The organism is Aeromicrobium sp. Root495 (assembly GCF_001426755.1).
GTDB lineage: Bacteria > Actinomycetota > Actinomycetes > Propionibacteriales > Nocardioidaceae > Aeromicrobium.
In genome coordinates, this window is record NZ_LMFJ01000001.1 from 2,699,892 (window position 1) to 2,717,754 (window position 17,863).

General features: G+C 71.3%; 16 protein-coding genes. 7 read left to right on the forward strand and 9 right to left on the reverse strand.

The genetic code is table 11. The features are described from left to right. Positions 1–139: 139 nt before the first annotated feature. Positions 140–1,546 carry a D-alanyl-D-alanine carboxypeptidase/D-alanyl-D-alanine endopeptidase gene (gene dacB / locus ASD11_RS13475; protein WP_056287927.1) on the reverse strand — a complete coding sequence of 469 codons (1,407 nt, stop codon included), beginning with the start codon at positions 1,544–1,546 and terminating at the stop codon, positions 140–142. A 101-nt stretch (positions 1,547–1,647) separates the two neighbouring features. Between dacB and ASD11_RS13480 the strand changes: the two genes are divergently transcribed. Beyond that, positions 1,648–2,139 (forward strand): inorganic diphosphatase, encoded by a 492-nt coding sequence (locus tag ASD11_RS13480; protein ID WP_056287930.1) that lies wholly within the window; start codon positions 1,648–1,650, stop codon positions 2,137–2,139. A 60-nt stretch (positions 2,140–2,199) separates the two neighbouring features. Here ASD11_RS13480 and ASD11_RS13485 read toward each other — a convergent pair whose 3' ends face one another. Further along, positions 2,200–2,811 carry a TetR/AcrR family transcriptional regulator gene (locus ASD11_RS13485; protein WP_235503322.1) on the reverse strand — a complete coding sequence of 204 codons (612 nt, stop codon included), beginning with the start codon at positions 2,809–2,811 and terminating at the stop codon, positions 2,200–2,202. A gap of 81 nt (positions 2,812–2,892) precedes the next feature. Between ASD11_RS13485 and ASD11_RS13490 the strand changes: the two genes are divergently transcribed. From ASD11_RS13490 to ASD11_RS13505, 4 genes are read left to right on the forward strand one after another with little or no spacing between them, the layout of a single operon-like run. After that, the gene (locus ASD11_RS13490) at positions 2,893–4,359 is read left to right on the forward strand and encodes a flavin-containing monooxygenase (RefSeq protein ID WP_082554359.1); all 1,467 of its coding nucleotides are present in this window, start codon (positions 2,893–2,895) and stop codon (positions 4,357–4,359) included. Between the two features lie 3 nt (positions 4,360–4,362). Continuing rightward, the gene (locus ASD11_RS13495; RefSeq protein ID WP_056287934.1) at positions 4,363–5,679 is read left to right on the forward strand and encodes a cytochrome P450; all 1,317 of its coding nucleotides are present in this window, start codon (positions 4,363–4,365) and stop codon (positions 5,677–5,679) included. A 10-nt stretch (positions 5,680–5,689) separates the two neighbouring features. Continuing rightward, on the forward strand, positions 5,690–6,649 hold the full coding sequence (locus tag ASD11_RS13500; RefSeq protein ID WP_056287936.1) for an NADPH:quinone oxidoreductase family protein: 960 nt from the start codon (positions 5,690–5,692) through the stop codon (positions 6,647–6,649). Then, complete coding sequence (locus tag ASD11_RS13505) at positions 6,646–7,197, forward strand: hypothetical protein (RefSeq protein WP_056287938.1); 552 nt, start codon at positions 6,646–6,648, stop codon at positions 7,195–7,197. Before ASD11_RS13500 ends, ASD11_RS13505 begins: the two co-directional genes overlap by 4 nt. A gap of 76 nt (positions 7,198–7,273) precedes the next feature. On the opposite strand, the gene ASD11_RS13510 is transcribed toward ASD11_RS13505, so the two are convergent. The 7 genes from ASD11_RS13510 to ASD11_RS13540 form a co-directional block, all read right to left on the reverse strand. Further along, positions 7,274–7,831 (reverse strand): GNAT family N-acetyltransferase, encoded by a 558-nt coding sequence (locus tag ASD11_RS13510; protein WP_056287939.1) that lies wholly within the window; start codon positions 7,829–7,831, stop codon positions 7,274–7,276. Continuing rightward, entirely contained in the window at positions 7,828–9,648 is a 1,821-nt protein-coding gene (locus ASD11_RS13515) for a penicillin acylase family protein (protein ID WP_056287941.1), read from the reverse strand. The genes ASD11_RS13510 and ASD11_RS13515 overlap by 4 nt, the downstream gene beginning before the upstream one ends. Beyond that, the gene (locus tag ASD11_RS13520) at positions 9,645–11,435 is read right to left on the reverse strand and encodes an IucA/IucC family protein (RefSeq protein ID WP_056287942.1); all 1,791 of its coding nucleotides are present in this window, start codon (positions 11,433–11,435) and stop codon (positions 9,645–9,647) included. The genes ASD11_RS13515 and ASD11_RS13520 overlap by 4 nt, the downstream gene beginning before the upstream one ends. Further along, complete coding sequence (locus ASD11_RS13525; RefSeq protein WP_056287944.1) at positions 11,432–12,013, reverse strand: GNAT family N-acetyltransferase; 582 nt, start codon at positions 12,011–12,013, stop codon at positions 11,432–11,434. The genes ASD11_RS13520 and ASD11_RS13525 overlap by 4 nt, the downstream gene beginning before the upstream one ends. Further along, positions 12,010–13,323: a lysine N(6)-hydroxylase/L-ornithine N(5)-oxygenase family protein gene (locus tag ASD11_RS13530; protein WP_056287945.1), complete on the reverse strand. Its 1,314-nt coding sequence runs from the start codon at positions 13,321–13,323 to the stop codon at positions 12,010–12,012. The genes ASD11_RS13525 and ASD11_RS13530 overlap by 4 nt, the downstream gene beginning before the upstream one ends. Beyond that, entirely contained in the window at positions 13,320–14,792 is a 1,473-nt protein-coding gene (locus ASD11_RS13535) for a pyridoxal phosphate-dependent decarboxylase family protein (protein WP_056287947.1), read from the reverse strand. Before ASD11_RS13535 ends, ASD11_RS13530 begins: the two co-directional genes overlap by 4 nt. 129 nt (positions 14,793–14,921) lie before the next feature. Next, a complete protein-coding gene (locus ASD11_RS13540; RefSeq protein WP_162246489.1) occupies positions 14,922–15,554 on the reverse strand; it encodes a TetR/AcrR family transcriptional regulator in 633 nt (210 codons plus the stop codon). Between the two features lie 83 nt (positions 15,555–15,637). Here ASD11_RS13540 and ASD11_RS13545 point away from each other — a divergent pair, with 83 nt between their 5' ends. Together ASD11_RS13545 and ASD11_RS13550 are read left to right on the forward strand one after the other, a co-directional pair. Beyond that, positions 15,638–16,519: an SDR family NAD(P)-dependent oxidoreductase gene (locus tag ASD11_RS13545; protein WP_162246490.1), complete on the forward strand. Its 882-nt coding sequence runs from the start codon at positions 15,638–15,640 to the stop codon at positions 16,517–16,519. After that, positions 16,516–17,850, forward strand: coding sequence for a lipase family protein (locus tag ASD11_RS13550; RefSeq protein ID WP_056287953.1), 1,335 nt, complete (start codon positions 16,516–16,518; stop codon positions 17,848–17,850). Before ASD11_RS13545 ends, ASD11_RS13550 begins: the two co-directional genes overlap by 4 nt. Positions 17,851–17,863: the final 13 nt, after the last annotated feature.

Below are 17,863 nucleotides of genomic sequence, written 5' to 3' on the forward strand. Positions count from 1 at the left end.
CCCTCGCGAGGGTCGGGTGTGGACGGCAGATCGTCGCCGATGCGCCTGTGGAAACCACTCACCTCGGCAACCTGACCCAGACCTCCGGAAGCTTCCGTAGGGATGGGTCGGTTTACCAACCCACCGTGGTAAACCGGGGTCAGGGGAGGTTGGCGAGGGCGACGGCGAGGTCGTCGAGGGCCGCCTGGGTGACGAAGGGGTTGATGTCCTTCGTGGCGTCGGTCATGACGCTGAAGGCCAGCGGAGCACCGCTGCGGGTGGTGACCATCCCGGCGATCGCGTGCACCCCGGTGAGGGTCCCGGTCTTGGCGCGCACGGAGCCGCGCGCCGCTCCGGCGTCGGAGAAGCGGTTCTTGAGCGTCCCGCTGAAGCCGCCCACCGGGATGTCGGTCACGAGCGACGAGGTCCGGGCGCGGGTGGGCGCGAGAGCCACGACGCGTGCGAGCGTGCTGGGGGCGATGCGGTTCTTGCGCGAGAGCCCGCTGCCGTCGGTGAGGACGAGTCCCTTCACGCCGACGCCGGCGTCGGCGAGGACCTTCTCGATCGCCGTGGCCCCTCCGGCGAAGCTGCCCGGCTCGCTCTCCGCGAGCCCGACGTGGCGCAGCACGACCTCGGAGGCCTCGTTGTCGCTCGTGACGAGGAGCGACTCCACGACCTGGGCGAGCGTGGCGCTCTCGACCCGGGCCACCTCGCGCGCGCCCGACGGCGCCTGGGCCTCCTCCGAGCCGTCGGCGACGTCGATGCCGCGCGAGGCGAGCTCGGCCGCGAAGGCGTCGGCGGCGTCCTGGGCCGGGTCGTCGGAGCGGCCGCCCCCGGAGAGACGCCCCTCGTCGATCCACAGCGCCCCGATGCGCGTGACGATGCCGGCCGGGACGTAGTCCTTCTCCCATGCGGTGCTGGCCTCGGGGCCGGAGAACAGAGACGTGTCGTGGCGCAGCGAGACCTTCTCGACGCCGGCCCTCCTCAGGGCCGTCGCCGTGCGGGCCGCGAGCACGCTGAGCTCGGCACGTTCGACGCGCGGCGCGCCCTTGCCTCGCTTGCGCACCAGGTACGGGTCACCCCCGCCCACGAGGGTCAGTCGGGATCCGTCGCGGACCACCGTCGTGGCGAAGCGTTGCTGGGGGTCGATCGCCGACAGGGCGGCATAGGCCGTGAGGAGCTTCGTGGTGGAGGCCGGCACGAGCGCGGCAGGCCCCTCCTCCACCAGGACGTCGGACGGCTCGCCGACCGAGACGCGCGAGACCGCCACGCCGACCCGAGGGCCGAGGGCGTCGGTGTTCCTCAGCGCGGAGTCGACGGCCCTGCGCACGGCCGCGGCGCCGGGACCGTCGGCCGAGACCTCGCGGACGGAGGCGTCACCCGCGCGCGCGGACCCCAGCCCGACCGGCGCGGCGACGGCCTCCGGACCGCACTCACCGCCACAGATGAGGCCGTTCAACGAACCGCGCGACCAGGCCACCCGCACCGAGACGGCCACCAGGACGATCACGAGCGCGACGACCAGCAGCGCCCTCGCGCTGACCCTGCCACCGTTCTGCGACGTCACGTGCGCCAGACTATGCACTGACACCGCTGCGCCCGGACAGGGCGCGCGGTCACTGTTCTGCAACCGGCACAACCACCGACACAGGAAGAGGGGTGGGCCCCATGGAGTTCGACGTCACCGTGGAGATCCCCAAGGGCGAGCGCAACAAGTACGAGGTCGATCACGCGACCCACCGCATCCGCCTGGATCGCACCCTGTTCACCGCCACGCAGTACCCGGCCGACTACGGCTTCATCGACGACACCCTGGGCCTCGACGGCGACCCGCTCGACGCCCTCGTGCTGCTCGCCACGCCCACGTTCCCGGGCTGCGTCATCCGCGCCCGCGCCATCGGCATGTTCCGCATGACCGACGAGGCCGGCGGAGACGACAAGGTCCTGTGCGTGCCTGCCACGGACCCGCGCCAGGAGCACCTGCGCGACATCCACCACGTGCCCGAGTTCGACCGTCTCGAGATCGAGCACTTCTTCACCGTCTACAAGGACCTCGAGCCCGGCAAGTCCGTCGAGGGTGCCTCGTGGACCGGTCGCTCCGAGGCCGAGGCCGAGGTGCGTCGCAGCTACAAGCGCTTCGAGGACAACGGCGGCTACTGAGCCACGTCCCACGAACGACGCCCCCGAGCCAGCGGCTCGGGGGCGTCGTCGTTCCGGGGGTCAGTCGACGCGCGAGCCGCGCAGGAGGGCCCGCATGGTGTCGGCGAAGACGTCGACGTCGAGCTGGTTGTCGAGGGAGCGCATGGCACCGAGGCCGATGCCGAGGCTCAGCAGCGCCGTGGCGCCCTTCTGCGCGTCGAGCGTGAGCTCGATGCCCTCGTCGGCGACGACACGGCGGATCAGGTCGGCCGAGGAGGACACGAGCATGCGGTGCCGCTTGACCAGCTCGGTGGCGACCCACGGGCTCTGGCGCGCGACCGCCGCGAACTCCACCTCGAGCGCCGTCCAGCGCGGGTGACCGAGCTTCTCGCGAGCCCAGGCAGCGAAGGCGTCGATCCGGCCGTCGAGGTCGGCGTCGACCGTGAAGGCCTCGACGATGCCCTGCACCTGCTCCTCGTGGATGGTGTCGAGCACCGCCATGCAGAGCTCCTCCTTGCCGGAGAAGTTGGAGTACACGGCGCCCTTGGAGAACCCGGCCGCCACGGCCACCTTCTCGAGCGAGGTGGCGGCGTAGCCGTCGGACAGGAACAGGTCCCGCGCCACCTCGATGAGGCTCTCGCGCGTCTGGGCCTGCCGCTCGGCGCGGGTGGTCCGCGTCATCTCGACACTCACGGGCTTCTCCAGGGGAGCTAGTCGGACCTCGGGGTCGAGATCACATGGACGAGTATTCCAGATACCGATAGTATCCGAAATGTGATCTCTACTGACATCCTCATCGTCGGCACCGGCTTCTCGGGCATGGGCATGGCCATGAAGCTCCGCGAGTCCGGCCGTTCCGACTTCATCGTGATCGAGAAGGCCGACGACGTGGGCGGGACGTGGCGCGACAACACGTACCCCGGCGCCGAGTGCGACATCCAGTCCCACATGTACTCCTTCTCCTACGAGCTCAACCCCGGCTGGAGCCGCGAGTACTCCGCGCAGCCGGAGATCTGGGCCTACATGCAGGACGTCGCCCGCAAGAACGGGCTGTACGAGCTCATCCACTTCAACACCGAGCTCCAGGGCGCCGTGTGGGACGAGGACCGGCTCCGCTGGACCGTCACCACGAGCCAGGAGACCTACGACACCCGCGTGCTCATCTCGGGCATCGGCGGGCTCCACATCCCCAACATCCCGAAGCTCAAGGGCGCCGAGACGTTCACCGGCCCGCACTTCCACTCCGCGCAGTGGCAGCACGACGTCGACCTGACCGGCAAGAAGGTCGCCGTCATCGGCACCGGTGCGAGCGCCATCCAGTTCCTGCCGCAGATCGCACCCCACGTCGGCTCCCTCGACGTGTACCAGCGCACCGCGCCCTGGGTGGTGCCCAAGCACAACCACGACATCGAGGGTCGCAAGAAGGCCTTCGTCTCCAAGCTCCCCGGCGGGACGCGGCTCTACCGCAACAGCCGCTACTGGCTCAACGAGGCGCAGCAGCTGGGCTTCACCGGCCCCCTGCAGAACATCACGAGCATCATGGAGAAGAAGGTCTCGGGCTACATCCGCAAGACGGTGAACGACCCCGAGGTCGCCGAGAAGCTCATCCCCGACTACCGCCTGGGCTGCAAGCGCGTCCTCAAGACCGACAACTACATCCCCATCTACAACCGCGACAACGTCTCCCTGCAGACCGAGGGCATCGAGGAGATCCGTCCCGACGGGATCCTCGGCAAGGACGGCGTCTTCCGCGAGGCCGACGTCATCATCTACGGCACGGGCTTCCACGTGACCGACGCCTTCGAGTGGGTCCACGTCACCGGCAAGGGCGGCCGCGACCTCTCCGAGACGTTCAAGAAAGAGGGCATCGAGACCTACCTCGGCATCTCCGTGGCGCACTTCCCGAACTTCTTCTTCATGCTCGGCCCCAACACGGCCCTCGGCCACAACTCGGTCGTCTTCATGATCGAGCAGCAGACCAAGTGGATCATCTCGATGCTCGACACCATGACCGAGCGCGGCGCGCAGGCGGTGGAGCCGACGCCCGAGGCGCAGCACGAGTTCAACGAGGAGCTCCAGGCCAAGGTCAGCAAGGGCGTGTGGAGCCAGGGCGGCTGCACCAGCTGGTACCTCGACAGCCAGGGCAAGAACCGCACCATCTGGCCGGGCTTCACGTTCCGCTACTGGTGGGCCACCCGGAACATCGAGGAGCGCGACTTCGCGTGGGAGAGGGCGGCCTAGGTCATGGCGGGCAGGAGCGGCTACGACATCCCTGACGGCCCCCGGGGCAACAACCTCTGGATGACCAACCGGTTCATGCGCAACCGCGGGCCACTCGTCCGCGACGCCCACGCCCGCTACGGCGACACCTTCTCGGTCCAGATCCTCCCAGGGCCGCGCACCATCGTGATCTTCAGCGACCCGGCCGACGTCAAGGAGATCTTCTCCTCGGACCCGTCGCAGTTCTACGCCGGACAGGGCAACGCCATCCTCAAGCCGGTCATGGGCGACCACTCGCTCCTGCTCGTCGACGGCGAGGAGCACACGCGCGCCCGCAAGCTGCTCATGCCGGCCTTCACGGGACCCGCCATGCGCGGCTACCGGCCGTTGGTCGAGGGCATCGCCAAGCAGGCCGTCGAGTCGTGGGAGCCCGGGCAGCGCATCGTCACGCTCGACGCCATGAACGCCATCACGCTCGACGTCATCCTGCAGGTGGTCTTCGGCGTGACCGACGAGGAGCGGCTCACGGCCCTGCGGCCCAGGTTCACCCGCATCGTCGACATCGACGCGAGCGTCCTGCTGTCGTGGATCTTCCCCCGGTTGCGCAAGGTGCCGCCGTGGCGCGGGTTCTTCACCAACCTGCGCGAGGTCGACGAGCTCCTCTACGCCGTCATCCGCGAGCGTCGACAGGCCCACGACCTCGAGGGCCGCGACGACGTCCTGTCCCGGCTCCTGCGCGTGGGCGACGACGACCCCGACACCACGCCCCTCACCGACGAGGAGATGCGCGACCAGCTCGTCACGCTCCTCCTCGCGGGGCACGAGACCACGGCCTCGGCCCTGTCCTGGACCCTGCACGAGCTGGGGCTGAACCCCGAGCTCCTGAAGCGCGCCCTCGTGGCGGCCGACACCGGCGACGAGGCCTTCCTCGAGGCCTGCGTCAAGGAGGCCATGCGCCTGCACCCCATCATCGACTTCGTGGCTCGCACGCTGCAGAGCGACCAGACCGTCGGCGGCCGGCGCCTGCCGAAGGGCACCACCGTGGCGCCGTCGATCATGCTGTCCCACAGCCGCGAGGCCACCTTCGCCGACGCCCACGAGTACCGGCCCGACCGGTTCCTCGACGCCGATGCCAAGGTCTCGTCGCACACGTGGATCCCGTTCGGCGGAGGTGTGCGCCGCTGCATCGGCGCCGCGTTCTCGCTCATGGAGGGCACCGTCGTGCTGCGCGAGGTGCTGCTGCGCCACGGCGTCTTCACCGAGCAGCCCACTGCCCCGCGCCTGCGCAACATCACCAACGTCCCCGACGACAAGGCGCCGGTCGTCCTGCTCGCCCGCTAGGGTCGGCCACATGCGTGCTGTCCAGATCACGACGCTCGACGGGCCCAGCGCCGTCGAGGTCGGCGAGGTCCCCGATCCCACTCCCTCCGACGCCCAGGTGCTCATCCGGGTCAGGGCCAGCGGGGTGTCGTTCCCCGAGGTCCTGCAGACCCGCGGGCTCTACCAGATCAAGCCCGAGGTCCCGTTCGTCCCGGGTTCGGAGGTGGCCGGCGAGGTCGTCTCCGCACCGGCCGACTCCGGCTTCTCCGAGGGTGACCGGGTGGCCGGCTTCCCCATCTTCGGCGGCTACGCCGAGCTCGTGGCCATCGACCCGAGCCTCGTGTTCCCGCTGCCCGACGGCGTGACCTTCGAGCAGGGCGCCGCGCTCCCGATGAACTACCTCACGGCGTACTTCGCGCTCGTCGAGCGCGGGAACCTGCAGCCGGGCGAGTCGGTGCTCGTCCAGGGCGCCGCCGGCGGCGTGGGCACCGCGTCGATCCAGATGGCCAAGGCGTTCGGCGCCGGCACCGTCATCGCGGTGACCTCCACCGACGAGAAGGGCGCCGTGGCCGTGGCCGCGGGCGCCGACGAGTACGTGCTGGTGGAGGGCTTCAAGGACGCGGTCAAGAGCCGCGGTGGCGTCGACCTCGTCGTCGACCCGGTGGGCGGCGACCGCTTCACCGACTCGCTGCGGTGCCTCAAGGAGGAGGGTCGCCTCCTCGTCATCGGCTTCACGGCGGGCCAGATCCCCGAGGTCAAGGTGAACCGCCTGCTGCTCAACAACATCAGCGTCGTCGGCGTGGCCTGGGGCGAGTACGCCTTCAAGCGTCCCGGTCACCTGCAGGTGGAGTGGGCCGCGATCCTGCCGCACCTGGAGTCGGGCGCGCTGGCCCCGCCGATCAGCAGCACCCACTCGCTCGACGACGCCGCCGCCGGCCTCCTCGAGCTCGACGAGCGACGTGCGCTGGGCAAGGTCGTCCTGCTGCCGTGAGCTGGTTCTGCCTGCTGACACCTCGTCAGACCACGGCGATCATGCTCGAGGGGCACGACGTCGTCGAAGGACCCGTCGTGCCGCTCGAGGAGGCCGCGTACGGCTCGGCCGACGACGCGCGGGCGGCGTTCGGGCACGCCGACCCAGCGGTCGGGGCGGGCCGGTTCGTCGACTTCCTGGTGATCCCGGAGATCGACGAGCCGCTACGTACGGTGCGCGTCGAGGACGGCGTGCTGGCACCGACCCGGGCCCCCTCGGGCACGGAGTACTGGCGCATGGAGCCCGACGGTCGACGCATCGTCATCTCGTACTACGACACCCCCGCCTACGGCTGGCGCAACGGACGCGGTCCGGTGCGCCCCGCTGATCGGCCCGGGCTGCGGGCCCGCTGGAACGGCCTCGACCTCGTGGCCGCCTTCGAGGACGGCGTCGACGGCGTGCACCTCGTCGCCGTCGGGGACGAGACGCCGGAGGGGTTCACCTGGACCAAGGTCGGCGTCTCCCGCCGTACCGTCCCCGTGGAGGAGTGCGAGCTCTACCTCGCCTGACCCCCGCCGGGCGGTGGATCCTCCACCGCATGAGCGCCCCTACGGTGGCAGATCCACCGCTCGACGGTGCGCCGGCCTATTCGGTGGAGGATCCACCGCTCAGGGCGAGGGCGGTCTGGCGGGGGAGGAAGAGGAGCTGCGCGCGCTTCCAGCCGAGGTCGATCTCCGGTCCCTCCTCGGCACCGAGGCTCAGGGCCCGCGCTCGTGACTTGTCGTTGAGGACGTCGGGCTCGCCGACGATGCGCCGCACGGCGGGGTCGGCCAGCACCTCGCCCAGCGCGAACGCGAGCAGCCCGCCGGTGAAGCCGGGCACGCGCGAGCCCTCGGCCACGAGGACGTGCACGCCCAGGTCCCCCTCCTGCACGTCGTACAGCTCACCGACCGGGTCGTGCTGGGGCTCGTAGGTCTGGAAGATCGCCACCGGCACGCCGAGGTGGCGCACGAGGTACGCGTGATGGCTGTCGAGGGAGTCGAGGAACGCGTAGACCTCGCGCACCTCGTCCTCGGACTTCTCCGCCATGCCCCAGAAGCGGGCGCGCTCCTGCGTCACCCAGCCGTGGATCAGCGGGACGTCGCGCCGGAGGTCGACGGGACGCATCGAGAACAGCGACGTGGCGGCCGAGGTCTTGGTCATCGGGACTCCTTCACGGGATGGAGGACGCCGGTGGCCCAGGCGTCCAGGTCGTCGGGCACGACCCAGCGGCTGGCGTCGCGGTCGGCCAGGCTCCACACCACGCGGGCCGCCGGGCCACGCCAGCACGTGTCGTCGAGGCCGGGCCGGCTCGACGTCGAGAGCACGCAGCCCTCGTCGCCCCCGACGGGGACCGGGGTGCCGTCCGGGCCCACGACCGCGTGGGTCTCGCCCCACGTGGGTGCGTGACCGGTCGCCGCGACCTCCTCGAGCGACTCGGCCAGCAGCGCCGTGAGGTCGAGCCCGAAGGGGGCGCCCTCCTCGAGCCAGCGGTCGAGGGCCAGCGCGATGCGGGGCTCGGGGGTGAGCCAGGGCCGGAACATCGCCGGCAGTCCCGACTCCGCCCACAGGCCGCTCAGCGCCGGGGCCGCCGCGAGACGCCGCACGAGCGCTCCTCGCACCGCGGCGAAGGCAGCGGCACCGCGCGAGTCCGCATCCATCCGGCCGTCCCAGGCCAGGAGCCGCAGGCGCAGGTCGTCGGCGGGGCCGAGGACCTCGACGTCCTTCAGCCGGCCCTGCCACGAGGCCGCCGTGAGGAGCACCGTGTCGAGCAACGTCTCCCCCGCCGCCTCGACCGTCCAGCCGTCCCGCTCGCCCACGAGCTGCTCGAGCCGACGGGCTCGGTGCGGCGGCGCGAACTCGGTGGCCAGGGCGTCGCTCTCCGGACCACGGCGGTGGTTCGCGCTCACCACCCACCCGTCCGGGGGGACCTCCTCCACGGCGTGGTCCACCCAACCGAGCCAGTCCCCGGCGACCCGCCGCGGGACCCGCCCGGCCACACGGCGCAGAACCGTCCCGGCGGTGTCGGCCACGACCACGTCGTTCACCGGGTCGACCCAGCCGTCGAGCGCGCGGCCGACGTCGGCCGCGGTGCGGGAGCGCAGGAGCGGCAGCACCGCACCCAGGCCCAGGTCGCGCGAGACGTGGACGGCCGTGCGCACCACGATCCCGGACCCCTCGGCCGGCGATCCCACCAGGACCGGACCGAGTCTCGTGCGCACGACGCCGTCGAGGACCGTGGCCGTCTCCCAGCCGTCGCCGAGGTCCACCTCGACCGCGGCGTCCACACTATCGCTGCGGAGCAGGACGTCCACGAGGTCCTGGGTGTCGGCCATGGCGTTGGTGACGGCCCACGCCACCGAGCCGGTGTGGCCGAAGTGCTGGACACCGGGGACGCCTGGGATCGTCAGGCCCACGACGTCGAGGCCCGGCGCGACGAGGTGCACCTGCTGGTAGACGCCCGGGAAGTGCAGGAGCCGGTGAGGATCGGCCGCGATGATCGGAGCGCCGTCCGCGCTGCGGGCCCCGCCCACCGCCCACGCGTTGCTGCCGGAGACCGCCGGGACCTCGTGCGCGAGGGCCAGCACGGCGGCGGGACCGAGCGTCCGGGCCACGTGGCGTCGCCACAGGTGGTGGCCGAGGGCGCCGAAGAGGACGTGGTGCACGTGGAACACCCCGAGCGGCGTCCATGGCTCCCACGGCCGGTCGACGCGGCGCTCGGAGTCGGCGAGCCCGACCTCCACCCCCTCGGCGTAGGCCGCGAAGAAGGTCCTCGACTCGTCGTCGAGCGCGTCCATCGCCTGCCGGGCGGTCTCCTCCACCAGCAGCCGACGCGCGACGTCGTCCCATGCCGTGCCCGTCCGGGCCAGGACGTGGGCGTGGTCGTCCTCCAGCTGCGCACCGCGCGCTCGCGCCGTGAGCTCGCCCTGCCTGCGGGCGAGCTCCACGGCGGAGCCGCCCTCGACGCGCAGGACCGTCATCGATGCCCGGCCAACGGGTTGACGAGGGTCCCGGCGAAGAGGAGCGAGTCGGCCTGGTCGGCCAGGTCCACCATCTCGAGCGTGTTGCGCAGCTGCAGCCGGTTGAGGCACGAGTGCTCGAACTCGGGAGCGAAGAGGTCGTCGCGCTCGGCCGCCTCGGCCAGCTCGGGGTGCTCGGCGAGCAGCGCGTGGAGCGAGTCGGCGGCGACCGACCACAGCGTGCCGGGCTCGACCACGCCCTCCTCGACGAGGTCGGCCGAGAGGAACCGGAGGAACCCGTCGACGACGTCGGTGAGGATCGACAACCGGCGCAGCGGGACGGGGACGTCGGCCCGGATCCGCTCGACGTCGGGCGGGAGCGGACGGTCGCCCATGACGACGACCTCCTCGCCCACGTCCTTCATGAGCACCCGCTCCACCACGTGGTCGCGGATCACCAGGATGAGGTTCTCCCCGTGGGGCATGAAGGCGAGGTCGTGCTTCCAGAGGCAGTGGGCGAGCGGGGCGAGGTACGCGTCGAGGTAGCGACGCAGCCAGTCCGCCGGGTCCAGGCCGGACGCCGCGATCATCGCCGCCGCCAGGCTGCGACCCGACGCGTCGTGGTGCAGGAGCGACGCCATGGTGGCGACCCGCTCCCCCGGACCCACCCGGTCGTGGGGACTCTCGCGCCACAGCGCGGCGAACATCTTCTGGTACGGCGTGCGCGCCGCGAGCTGCTCGTAGGGGCCGCCTGTGAAGCCGATCGCCGCACGCTCGCGCAGGATCGAGAACCGGTACCCCCGCAGCACCTCGTCGCCCTCCACGAGGTCGTGCACCCAGTCGTTGATGGCCGGCGTGGCGCGCATGTACCGCGGCGAGAGGCCGCGCATGAAGCCCATGTTCTGGATGGAGAGCGCCGTCTTGACGTAGTGACGCTCGGGCCGGTCGACGTTGTAGAACGTGCGGATCGACTGCTGGGCGCGATAGGCGTCGGGGCTCGGACCGAGCGGGACGACGTCGCGGCGCGCCACCTCGGGCGCGAAGGTGATGGCCAGCTTGTGGTCCCACTGCCACGGGTGGGCCGGGGCCAGGAGGTAGTCGCGCGGGTCGAGACCGAGCGACTCAAGGCGCTCGTCGAACCCGGCCCGGACGTGGGCGTCGAGCTCCTGCGCGTAGAGGGACTCCTCGCTCAAGCCCTCGCCCAGCGACAGGTGCGCGACGTCGCGCCGGACGGCCAGCCAGACGAGGTGGACGTCGGACCCCGTCTCCGGCGCGAAGGCCCGGTAGTCCTCGAGGCCCAGGCCGATCCGGCCGTTGCTCGCGACGAAGGCGGGGTGACCCTCCGTCATGGCGGCCTCGATGGTCGGGAGGTCCGCCTCGAGCAGGTCCTGCACGGTCTCCGTGCGGTGGACCCGTTTCCAGGCCGCCGAGGCGAGGGTCGAGCTCAGCTCCTCCAGGTACGTCGCGACGAGGGTCTCGGGGAGCCCCAGCTCGGCGTGCAGGGAGGCCACGAGGTCGAGGACGTCGAGGTCCACGATCGTCCCGTCGAGCTCGCGCGTGATGGACCAGGCGTCGATCACCCAGTGCTGGAGCTCGTGCCGGTGGGCGTGGAAGCGGTAGGTCGAGGCGCCGGCCTCGAGCTCGAAGAAGCCCGGCGCGTCGGGGAGCGGACGCGGTTGGACGAGGCGCTCGTGCGACAGCTCGGCGATGGCCTTGCGCGTGAGGTGGCGCTGCGCGTGGGCCATGGCGTCGGGCGTGAGGTGGTCGGCGGTGTCGACGACGGGACGGGTCCGGGCGTCCAGGGTCATGCGAGCTCCTCCTTCGACGTGGAGCGACGGAGGGGTGACTGGTCGAACCGGGCGCGGGTGCAGACGCTCAGTGCGGCCCGCTTCTCCGGGAGGTCGATCTCCTTCTCCACGAGGAAGCCGGCGCGGGCGTTGAGCTCGGCGATGGGCTGGTTGCCGACGTCGGGCTCCACCACGACGCGGCGGGTGGGCACGTCGCCGCTCCCGGTCCGTGCGAAGCAGTGCTGCACGACGGCCGCGAAGACCCGCGACGTGAACCCGTGGACCGGTGTCTCGGTGGGCGCGACGAGCACGTGCATCCCGAGGTCCCCCGGCTGCACGGGGTAGTGCGCCGCGAGTGGCGAGTGAGCCGGGTCGTACGTCTCGGCGAGGAAGGCCGCCGTTCCGTCCACGCTCCCCCACCAAGCGTGGTGGTGCTCCGAGGCCACGACGGAGGCGTACTCCGCGCGCACGTCGTCGAGGGACGCGCCCTGCATCATCCAGAAGACGGCGCGCGGGTGGGTGACCCAGGCATGGAGCATCTCGAGGTCGGTGGCGAGGTCGAGGGGGCGGAGCGTCACGCCTCGGGTGGCCACCGTCATGCGCGTGCCTCCACGGCGCCGGCCACCGGGGCACCGAAGGTCTGGAACGCGATGTCCTTCTCGACGGCGTAGACCTCGCGACCGCACATCGCGTTGATGATCGTGGCGCTGCGGAAGGCCCCCATGCCCAGGTCGGGGGCGACGAGCCCGTGCGTGTGCTCCTCGGCGTTCTGGACGAAGATGCGTCCGTCGTCGTCGATCGTGTAGCCGAGCGCCACGTCGTAACGGCCCCGCTCGTCCCAGCGGATGCGGTCGCGGACGGGCTCGATGAAGCCCGGCACGAGCGGGCGGTAGCCCGTGGCCAGGACGAGCCCGGTGGTGGTGTGCCGGAAGGTCTCGCCCGTCTCGACGTGCCGCATCTCGAGGGTGTACTGCTCGTCCCCGGCGTCCCAGGCGGCGCCCTCGAGAGTCACCCCGGCCCGCAGCTCGGTGGGTACGGGACCGTCGATGCTGAGGCGGTAGAGCGTGTCGAAGATGTCGTCGACGAGGTCGCCGCTGATGCCCTTGTAGAGCTGCTTGTGCTCCTCCCCCAGCCGCGCCCGCTGCTCGAGCGGCAGGCCGTGGAAGTACCGCGTGTACTCCGGGGAGGTCATCTCCAGCGTGAGCTTCGTGTACTCCATGGGGAAGAACCGGGCCGAGCGCGTGAGCCACGTGAGCCGGTACGGGCCCACGTCGTCGAGCAGGTCGCGGTAGACCTCGGCGGCGCTCTGGCCGCTACCGACGATCGTGACGGACCCCTGCTCCTGCAGCCACGCCTTGCGGTCGAGGTAGTCCGCGCTGTGGAGGACAGGTCCGTCCAGCCCGCGCACGGCGTCGGGCACGTGCGGCGTGGTGCCGGTGCCGAGCACGAGCTGCCGGGCCCGATAGGTCTCGGTGCCCTGCGCCGTGCGGGCCCGCACCACGTACAGGTCGTCGTTCGCGTCGAAGCTGATCTGCTCGACGTGACGGCCGAACCGGATGCACCTCAGCCGCTCGGCGGCCCACCGGCAGTAGGCGTCGTACTCGGCGCGGTGCGGGTAGAACCTCTCGCGGATGTAGAAGGGGTAGAGCCGACCGGTCGCCTTCAGGAACGCGAGGAACGAGTACGACGACGTGGGGTCGGCCATCGTCACGAGGTCGGCCATGAACGGGACCTGCAGCGTGGCGTCGTCGAGCATCATCCCGGGGTGCCAGGAGAAGTGGTCGCGGGCCTCGAGGACCACGCCGTCGAGGCCGTCGACGGGCTCCGCGAGGCACGCCAGACCGAGGTTGAAGGGTCCGAGGCCCACGGCGACGAAGTCGTGGACGGCGTCTTCAGCGGCCGTGCTCATCGTCCCGCCTCCTCGTAGGCGTGGAGGTCGTCGAGCAGCTCGCGACCCTTGTCGCGCACGGCGTCGAGGATGCGGGCCACGTCGGCCGACGTGGTCTCCGGGTTGAGGAGCGTCAGCTTGAGCCAGCGACGGCCGTCGGCCACGGTGCCGGCCACCATGAACCGGCCGCTGCGGGCCAGCGCGGTGCGGATGCGCGGGTTGACGTCGTCGGCCAGCGCCTCGGACACGCCCTGCGGCCGGTAGCGGAGGACGAGGGTGCTGAGCACGGGCTCGGCGGCCACCTCCAGCTCGGGGTCGGCGTCGAGCATCGCGTGCGCGGCGCGCGCCAGGTCGAGCGTGGCGTCGAGGTGCTCGCCCACCTGGTCGGCGCCCATGACGCGCAGGGTGAGCCACAGCTTGAGGGCGTCGAAGCGGCGCGTGGTCTGGAGGCTCTTGTCGACCTGGTTGGGCAGGTTCGCGGCGCGCGGGTTGAGGTAGTCGGCGTGGTACGTGACGTGCCGCAGGGTGTCGGCGTGGCGCACCAGGACGGCACTCGCGCTCACGGGCTGGAAGAAGGTCTTGTGGTAGTCGACCGTGACCGAGTCGGCGTGCTCGATCCCGTCCAGCAGGTGCCGGTAGCGCAGCGAGGTGATGAGGCCGCCACCGTACGCACCGTCGACGTGGAGCCACACCCCGTGGCGCCGGCAGACGTCCGCGATCTCGCGGAGCGGGTCCACCACCCCGAAGTCGGTGGTGCCCGCGGTCGCGACGACGGCCATGGGCACGAGCCCCTGGGCCCTGGCGTTCCCCAGGCTGACGTCGAGGGCCTCGGGGTCGAGGCGACGTCGCTCGTCGGTGGGGACCGTGGTCACTGCACCTTGGCCGAGGCCGAGGAGGGTGGCCGACTTGCGGACGCTGAAGTGGCTCTCGTCCGACGCGAAGATGCGGAAGCGGCTCAGGGCCGCGGCGAAGGTCTCGCCCGGGTCGACGTCGCCCGTGAGGAAGGTCTGGCCGCGGGCCATGAGGAGCGCCTGCAGGTTGGACTGCGTGCCTCCGCTCGTGAAGACGCCGTCGGCATCGGGGCCCAGCCCCAGCCGCTCGGCCGTCCAGTCCACGAGGTGTCGCTCCACGAAGGTCGCTCCACCGCTCTGGTCCCACGTGTCGAGCGAGGAGTTCACCGAGGAGACGAACAGCTCGGCCAGGAGCGCCGGGACGACGACGGGGCAGTTCAGGTGCGCCGCGTAGCCCGGGTCGTGGAACCACACGGCGTCGTCGAGGTACACCCGCTCGAGCTCCTCCAGCGCCGAGCCGACGTCGAGGAGCGGGGCGTCGAGGTCGACGCCCCGGACGAGGGGCTCGACCTCGGCCGGCGTGCGGCCCGAGGTGGGCGTGTCCACCGCGGCAAGGCGCCGCGCGAGGACGTCGATGCCCTGCGTCATGGTGCTGACGTAGTGGTCTGCGGTCCTGGCCGAGAACAGCTCGCTGGACACAACCGTCCTTCCCCCGAGAGATGTGCGGCCGCCGAGATCGTGCCGCTGTAGTTAAGGCAGGCTTACCTAACCACAGACCGCGACAGCAGCCCAACGTGCGCTGTGCCACACCGGAGGACGTTGCTCTCCTCAGCCCTCGTCCGCGGGGGCCAGCGCCCGACCCGAGAAGAGCACCTCGACGGCCTCCACCACAGCGGCGGGAGGTTGCCGCTGGTCCTCCCCGACCCACCGGAGCACGATGCCCAGGAGCGCGGAGACGTAGACTTCGGCGAACAGCTCGGGGGAGACGCCGTTCTTCGATGCCCGCTCGCCCAGGATCTCGGCGACGACGCCCGCCCAGGCGTCGAGCGAGGCCCGGTAGGCCTCGGTGACCGGGTCCGTCGCCTGGTACATCTCGACGTAGAGGATCCTCCCTCGCCTGCGGTCCTCGGCGAGGAAGTCCAGCTGCGCCAGGAGCGAGGTGCGCACCAGGACCATGACGTCGCTCTCGTCGGGGTCCACGGCTCCCAGCGCGGCCAGCACGACGTCGCGCTGAGCGGCATCCACGTGCTGGTACACCGCGAGGAGCAGGGCGGCCCGATCGGCGAAGGACTCGTAGAAGTAGCGCTTGGAGAGGCCGGCGACGTCGCAGACGTCGCTCACCCGCGACCGGTGGTAGCCCACCGATGCGAAGACCTCGAGTCCCGCCTCGATCATCTGGGCACGGCGACGAGCGACCCGGTCCTCGGGGCTCTCCCCGAGGTAAGACCGCTGCTTCGTCACGTCGCCACCTTCCCACGCGATGTTGACACACGCGTGAACCAGCATCTATGTTGCGACACGCCGGTTCCTACATGGGCCGCAGGATGGGAGTCACTGTGCGCCACCGAATTTCGCTCGAGGGAGCCGTCTGCGTCGTCACGGGCGGCGGGTCCGGCATCGGACGCGCCAGCGCCCGCAGGCTGGCTCGCGAAGGTGCCCACGTCTACGTGTGCGACCTCGACGGCCAGACGGCCGAGTCCGTCGCCGGGGCCATCCGCGCCGATGGCGGCCGGGCCGAGCACCGAGCCATCGACGTCTGCGACGACCAGCTCGTCGAGAGCCTCGCGCAGGAGGTGCACGACCGGCACGGCGCGATCGACGTGCTCCTCAACAATGCCGGGATCGGTCACGCCGGCGCCGTGCAGCACACCACGGCGGACGACTGGTGCCGGGTCATCGACATCAACCTGCTGGGCGTGGCCCACGGGTGCCATGCGTTCGCACCCTTCATGATCGAGCAGGAACGGCCGGCGGTCATCATCAACACCGCCTCGCAGGCCGGACTGGTCCCCGTGGCCCGGATGGCGCCCTACGTGGCCTCCAAGTTCGGCGTCGTCGGCCTCAGCCTGGCGCTCAACGCCGAGCTCGCCCCCCAGGGCGTGCGGGTCGTCGCCCTGTGCCCCGGCGTCGTCGACACCGGCATCATCGCCGCGACGACCCTCAGCGGGGTCGACGAGGGCGTGCGCGAGTCCGCGCAGACCTTCTACTCCGACCGAGGCGTCTCGGCCGATCGCGTGGCCGAGGACGTGGTCCGCGCCGTGTCGCGCCCGCGCCTCGTCGTGCACTCTCCCTCGTCGCAGGTCCTGGCCCCGGCCCTCCTCCAGCGCCTCTCGCCCTCACTCATGCAGCACTTCTCCCGCCTCGCGCCTCGCGTGATCGGGCTCGACCCATCCACCTCCCGCCACGGCAGCAAGGATCCAGCATGATTCGTCGACTCGTCCTCGCGTGGTGCACCGTCACCGCTCTCACCCTCTCGGTGACGGTCCACCCCGGAGCTGCCGCCACCCAGCCCCGAGCCGAGATCGCGACGTCCACCCTCGACGACCCGTTCTTCACCTACAGCGGCGACGTGCCGCTGTCGAGTCGTGCCCCGGGGACGGTGCTGAAGACGCGCACCGTGAAGTACCACATCCAGGGCATCGCGCTGCCGGTCACGGTCCAGCAGATCCTCTACCGCACCCGCGACTCGCTGGGGCGGCCCGTCGCCAACGCCACGAGCATCATCCGGCCCGCAGTGCGACGCTCGGGCCCCGCGCGGGTCATCTCCTACCAGTCCGCCTACGACTCGTTGACCCCCGCCGACCAGCCTTCGGCCGTGATCGCCGGCGGACGAGGACTCGGCACGATCGTCGTGAACGGCGAGACGGCCATCATCGCCCCGGCCCTGCTCGCCGGGTACGTCGTGAACATCCCGGACACCCAGGGACCCCGGGCGAGCTTCGGGGCCGGCCGGGAGTACGGCTACGCGACGCTGGACTCGCTCCGCGCCCTCCGTGGGTCCGGATCCTCGGACGTCACCACGGACTCCAAGATGGCCCTGCTGGGCTACTCCGGCGGAGCCATCGCCACCGAGTGGGCCACCGAGCTGGCCCCGTCCTACGCTCCCGAGGTCAACCGCCAGCTCGTCGGCAGCGCCTTCGGCGGGGTGCTCGTGCACCCGCTGCACAACCTGGAGTACGTGCAGGGCTCCACCCTCTGGGCGGGCGTGCTCGCCAGCGGGCTCATCGGCATCGCCCGCGCGTACGACATCGAGATCAAGACCTACCTCAACGACCGCGGCCTGGCGGTCGTGAAGCGACTCCAGGACAAGTCGATCGCGTACGCGCTCGGCCAGTACCCGGGGCTCAGGTGGAAGGACCTGGCCCTGCCGCAGTACGCCTCGGTCAACGAGATCCCCGACGTCCTGCGGGTCGGGAACGAGCTCATCATGGGCACCGGCGGCACGCCCACCGTCCCGCTGTACATCGCCCAGGGCACGGGCGGCTGGATGGAGGGCACCAGGTCCAGCGCCCGGTACGGTGCCGGCGACGGCATCATGGTCGCCGGCGACGTCCGGTCGCTCGCGCGTCAGTACTGCGCTGCCGGGACGAAGGTCAAGTACGAGCAGTACCCGCTCTCCCACGTGGGGACGGGCGCCGCCTTCTTCCCCAAGTCGCTGCTCTGGACCTTCGACCGGTTCGCCGGCCGTGCCCCGACCAGCACGTGTGGTCGGATCGCTGCCGGCAACTCCCTGGCCCCGCTCCGCGCCACCGACTGAGAGATCGGTCGCC